Genomic DNA, 241 nt, shown 5'->3' on the forward strand with positions numbered 1-241 from the left:
CGTGACCTGGGGTGTCAATGATGTTGATACGATGTTCATCAAACTGCTTTGCCATACCTGACCAAAAACAAGTCGTTGCGGCTGAAGTAATGGTGATACCGCGCTCTTGTTCTTGCTCCATCCAATCCATGGTAGCTGCACCATCATGTACTTCGCCAATTTTGTGACTGACACCGGTATAGAAAAAAACACGCTCAGTAGTGGTCGTCTTACCAGCATCGATTTGCGCGGAGATACCAAT

The 241-nt window shown here is 46.9% G+C and carries 1 protein-coding gene; it reads right to left on the reverse strand.

Annotated elements, in window-relative coordinates; translation table 11 throughout:
• Positions 1-241, reverse strand: a 241-nt coding sequence (locus AAEY93_RS21025; RefSeq protein WP_351079685.1) for a GTP-binding protein, incomplete at both ends; no start/stop codon positions are given.

The sequence above is a fragment of the Shewanella sp. CAL98-MNA-CIBAN-0140 genome (genome assembly GCF_040309905.1).
Classification (GTDB): Bacteria; Pseudomonadota; Gammaproteobacteria; order Enterobacterales; family Shewanellaceae; genus Shewanella; species Shewanella psychromarinicola.